Consider the following 4971-nt stretch of genomic DNA (forward strand, 5'->3'; position numbering starts at 1 on the left):
TTATCGATGTTTTTCATCAGAGTATTGTACGCGATAATACTCAGGTCATCGAACTTAAAATCGTAGATATACATGCCAAACCCTTTTCGGATTTGTTGTTTGATATAATTATTGATAATGGCATAAGACTTTCCACTCCCCGGAGTTCCCAAAACAATGCTTGCCCGGAACGGATTAACCACATTAATCCATCCGTTATAGTTTTTCCCTTTATGCTCAAACCGGGTTGGAAGGTTCACGGAATATTCATTCTCCATCAACCGGACTTCCTGCATAAAAGATTCATTCTCCAGGTTAAAAACATCTTCCATCAGGTTGTGTTTTATCAGGCGGCTCATCCATAACCCAGCTTTTAAGAGAAAAACATATCCAATTGCAAGAAAAAGCATATAAACAGAGCATTTCAGGATTAACGGATAATGGAGTTTCATAATAAAACCATTGAAAAAGAAAAAGCTCAATCCCAAAATCAGAAAGGCTAATATTTTACCCCAGGTTATTTTTTCGGCTTTAATGCCCCTGATTCCCAAACAAGAAATGGCAAGCAATCCAAAACTCACCAGTTTTGTCCAGATTGGTTTTGAAAACAGCCCGGTATATTTCTGGAAATTCAGCAGGATTTTGTCGATGATTACTACTGTTGCATTTTGCTCGGCAAGAAATTCATAACAAAACCAATAAACGTGAATAATAAGAACCAGGATACTTACACCCCTTATCAGTTCAATTATTTTAGCAAGGCTCCTTACATCGTCTTCGTTCTGCATAACTTAATAATTTGTGATAAGTAACTCCTGAATATTTCCCCGGCTTTTAACACTGGCCCCAATTGAACGTCTTGCCTTAATTTGTCGGATTTTGTAACCGGTATAATGTTCGTTGAAAAAATTATCATCCATCGGACATGAATTACTCAGCATCCATTTACTGTCAAAATCAAGTAAGCGACAAAAACAGGCAAGCCTTTTCTGTTGTGTCTCATCAAAACCTTCGGAACTGTATGTAGTAAAGTTGGATGTTTGCGAAATTGGACGATAAGGCGGGTCAAAATAGACAAAAGTATTACCCCTGAAATTTGCAATAGTATGAGCATAATCGCCGTTCAAAATTGTTACTTTCTGAAGCAGTTTACTCAATTCGATAATTAATTCGGGGTTGCAAATCAGAGGCTTTTGATATTGCCCGAACGGGACATTGAACTTTCCATTTTTATTTACACGGTACAGTCCGTTAAAACAGGTCCTATTCAAAAAGAGAAACAACGCCGCTGCTTCAACAGGCTTCGTATTGACGGAATTAAAGCGCTCTCTTTTTTCAAGATAAAACTGTTTTTGCTCTAGCGGGCTTAAGCTCCAAAACCGGGTTTGATACTTATCCAATATTGAAATTAAATCACGTGGACTTTCTTTCAATATGACATAGGTATTCATCAGCCGGGCGTTAATATCATTGATAACTACATTTTTGATATTGGGATAATAACTGAGAATGTGAAATAAGACAGCACCACCACCTACAAAAGGTTCTATAAATGTGTCAAATTTCTCCAGCTCTTTCGGAAATAGCCCTGTCATTTGGGGAAGCAAATTTGATTTTCCCCCAGCCCATTTCAAGAATGGTTTAACAGTGGTTTTCATAGCTTATAGTTTTCGTTTTCTTCGTTTCTTTCTTTTCATTCTTCGGATGAAGGCTTCCTCATCTGGATTCTCTCCCCGACTGTCGATAGCCAATAATCCAGATAAATTTTCAAATGTTGAATCAGGAATTGAGGTGGATTGCAGCGGTACAAATTCCGGTAACTTTTCCTGTTCTGAACCGTGTTTTTCCTCACTGAATTTTTGTTGGAAGACATTGGCAGAAAAGTCTTTTCCCAGACGTGAGCCATTGAAAACAAACTTCTGCTGATGGTCGATAAAGGTTGCGCCATAAATACGCCCTAATTCGTTTTCACGAAACAAAACTGAAATCTGGTTTTTCGAAAGTTGCTTTTCAAAATCCTTCCTGTTTTTGCACGAAGCCAACGCTTTTGAAATAACTTCCTTTGGACTTTCTTTGAGGTTTCTGGTTCGAACAGCTTCTTTTGATTTTTCAATCCGTTTTTGAATCGTATCACTTCCGGTCTGTTTGCCAAACTTTGAAGATTTAATAGGTGTACCATAAACCTCCCCTTTATCGTTTATGGCAGCGTAAACAATTCCGTTATAGGATTGTCCTTTATGTTTTCCTTTTACTTCTGCAACCTGAACATTATAAACAGAAAGTAAAGCTTTGTACTCGTTGAAGGATTGAAAATGCCACGACCGTGATACAGGGCGGACAACATTGGCAATCTGCTGCTTGATATTGCCTTTTTGGGGGTCAACTGGTTTTAGTGAATAACCTTCTGTTTTTTGTTTTTCATTGGCTGGGACCAATCCGTATTTCTGTTCCAAATCACGGCAAATCCGCATGGACAAACGGTGCTGAAAATTGTCCCGAATCATTTTCCCAGTTTCATCAACCTTTACTGAAACAATGTGGATATGATGACGGTCGATGTCTTCATGTTTGTAAACAACGAAAGGCTGGTTCCCGTAACCCAGCTTTTTCATGTACTCTTCTGCAATTTGGGCGAACTGTTCATCGTTCAATTTATCCTTTGGGTCTGGATTTAGTGAGATATGGATAACCGGGTTTTCCGTTTTTTTGTTGGCCAGCAAGTAAGGCTCAAATGAGTATGTACAAATCCCGATACTGAAATTTCCATCCTTTGTCTCAACCATGTTATTGGTGAAAATCACTTTTGCTTCACCGGCATTTACCTTCTGATGGTTGTATGCCAGGGCACTGTACAACGAACTTCCTGAACTTATTTTTGCAACCATTTTTCTTCAAACTCACGGGTTAAATCCATCACTTGTTTGTTGATTGCAACCAGTTCCAGTGTCGCTTTTTCCAGTTGGCTCAAAAATGCCAGTGCTTTTTTCTCCGAAAAATTGTTTTTAATGGCTTTAGTTACCTGGTTATAATTCACCCCGATTGCCCGGAATTGGCCATAAAAATTGGTCAGGCGCATGTAAAAATCCATCGTCCCTTTGTCAATTTTTACCACTTTCACCGGTTTTTCAAATATGCAGGCTGTGATAAAATGGGCTTTCACTTCCATCCCAGATGCTTCAACCAGCGATAAAAACCAGGCATTGTCCTTATCATTCAAGCTAATCGCATAGCGGTGTTTGCATGGGTCCGGTTTGAGTTTCCGGCCTCCTTTGTGTTTTATTCCTTTTTTTATTGTCATTATAATCCTGCTTTTATCGCGTTAAACTTTATCTGTTTCTTTTTTCAAAAATCCCCGACTTTGGAGGGTGATTTTCCCCCATCGGGGCAAGTGGTTCCGAGTTACCCGGAACGTTTTGAGTTACTCAAAACACAACTTGCCGTGTGCCAATGCACACCCTTTTAGCGTTGGTAATTTTTAATGCTTGTCGTTCCATAATTCAAGGTCATTTTCTCGGTATAATTTTCTAATGAGGGCAAAGGTATAGGGAGTGTTTTGATTCGTAGTTACCCCGAAAGACGCCAAAAGCAGACAGTTAAAGCCAAACAATTCCAGCCACTTTTAAAACCGGATTTTCGATGGTTTTTATCCGTTCATTTGCGGGTATAAAAGCCTGATTAGTGAAATGAAACAACGAACGATAGAAGGAATATTCGGTCGGACAACTAAGGAGCTATTTACTCTTTCAAATGGAGAATTAAAAATTCAGGTATTCATTGGTTCAGTTGTTCCATGACAAGAATAATGAAAGGTTGTGTGGAGTGTTTAAACGTTCGAACGCTTAAACATTTAAATGTTCAAACAGGCATTTACCCGGTTGTTCAAACATCCATTTGATTAGGTAAAAGGAAGATTAATTGAAAAAACAATAGAATCATTAACCGACAAAATAAATGATATGGAAAAGGAAACATTTTTTATTGCTTTCAGCACCCAAAAAGGGGGTGTGGGCAAAACTGCGTTTACTGTTTTAATGTCGAGCTATCTGCATTATGTGCAAGGTTTTGAAATTGCAGTTGTGGACTGTGATTACCCCCAACACAGTATTGTTGAAATGCGCCAGCGCGACATGGAGCAGGTAATGAAGGACAACTATTACAAACAAATGGCCTATACCCAGTTTACTGCTCTGAAACGAAAAGCTTACCCGGTTGAAAAAAGTTTACCGGAAGATGCAATTGCAACTGCCGAAAAGCTTATCGACATTGCTGCCTCTCAGCCTGACATTATTTTTTTTGACCTTCCCGGAACACTGAATAGTAAGGGCGTGGTAAAGACATTGGCAGGAATGGATTATATCTTTTCCCCGGTCAGTGCGGACAGGGTTGTTCTGGAGAGTACCCTGAAATTTGCCACCATGCTCAACGAAAACCTGATAAGCGTAGGGAAAAGTAATATCAAAGGCCTCTACCTTATCTGGAATATGGTGGATGGACGAGAGAAAAACGAACTCTACGAGGTTTATGAAAATGTGATTGGTGAATTGGGTCTGAACATCCTGAAAACCTTTGTGCCTGATTCGAAACGTTTCCGGCGTGAGCTTACTACAGCGCATAAACCTGTCTTCCGTTCTACCCTGTTCCCAGCCCATAATACGCTATTAAAAGGCAGCAACCTTGATGTATTGGCAACGGAAATTCTTCAAACAGTTAAACAGTAAGATTATGGCACGAAAACAATACAATCCCGAAGAAATAGACGAAGACTTTTTAATCTCGACTATCCAAAATGAAAAGCAGGTGTCAGGGCAAAAGGATGAAAAGATTGTCAAAAAATCAAAGGTAAAGAAGAACGAGACAGCGTCTGATTATCTGTCCCTGTTTATTAGGCAATCTGACGGCAAAGCACGATTTGGCAAGCATGTCCCCATCCGGCAGGAATACCACGAAAGGATTCAAAAGATTGTGCGCATTATTGGCAACGATGAAATCTCA

General features: G+C 39.4%; 6 protein-coding genes. 2 read left to right on the forward strand and 4 right to left on the reverse strand.

Annotated elements, in window-relative coordinates; all coding sequences use genetic code 11:
• From K5G00_RS28740 to mobA, 4 genes are all read right to left on the reverse strand, one after another.
• A partial coding sequence (locus K5G00_RS28740; RefSeq protein ID WP_238769938.1) for a YWFCY domain-containing protein occupies positions 1 to 767 on the reverse strand: 767 nt, incomplete at its 3' end.
• Between the two features lie 3 nt (positions 768 to 770).
• Positions 771 to 1637 carry a DNA adenine methylase gene (locus K5G00_RS28745; RefSeq protein WP_238769939.1) on the reverse strand — a complete coding sequence of 289 codons (867 nt, stop codon included), beginning with the start codon at positions 1635 to 1637 and terminating at the stop codon, positions 771 to 773.
• 3 nt (positions 1638 to 1640) lie between these two features.
• Entirely contained in the window at positions 1641 to 2864 is a 1224-nt protein-coding gene (gene mobB, locus K5G00_RS28750; RefSeq protein WP_238769940.1) for a conjugal transfer protein MobB, read from the reverse strand.
• Positions 2849 to 3277 (reverse strand): conjugal transfer protein MobA, encoded by a 429-nt coding sequence (mobA, locus tag K5G00_RS28755; RefSeq protein WP_238769941.1) that lies wholly within the window; start codon positions 3275 to 3277, stop codon positions 2849 to 2851. Before mobA ends, mobB begins: the two co-directional genes overlap by 16 nt.
• A 658-nt stretch (positions 3278 to 3935) precedes the next feature.
• Here mobA and K5G00_RS28760 point away from each other — a divergent pair.
• Entirely contained in the window at positions 3936 to 4697 is a 762-nt protein-coding gene (locus K5G00_RS28760) for a ParA family protein (protein ID WP_238769942.1), read from the forward strand.
• Positions 4698 to 4701: 4 nt separating this feature from the next.
• Positions 4702 to 4971: DUF3408 domain-containing protein (locus K5G00_RS28765; RefSeq protein ID WP_238769943.1), on the forward strand; the 270-nt coding region annotated here is incomplete at its 3' end.

The organism is Maribellus maritimus, assembly GCF_022267315.1.
Lineage (GTDB): Bacteria > Bacteroidota > Bacteroidia > Bacteroidales > Prolixibacteraceae > Draconibacterium > Draconibacterium maritimum.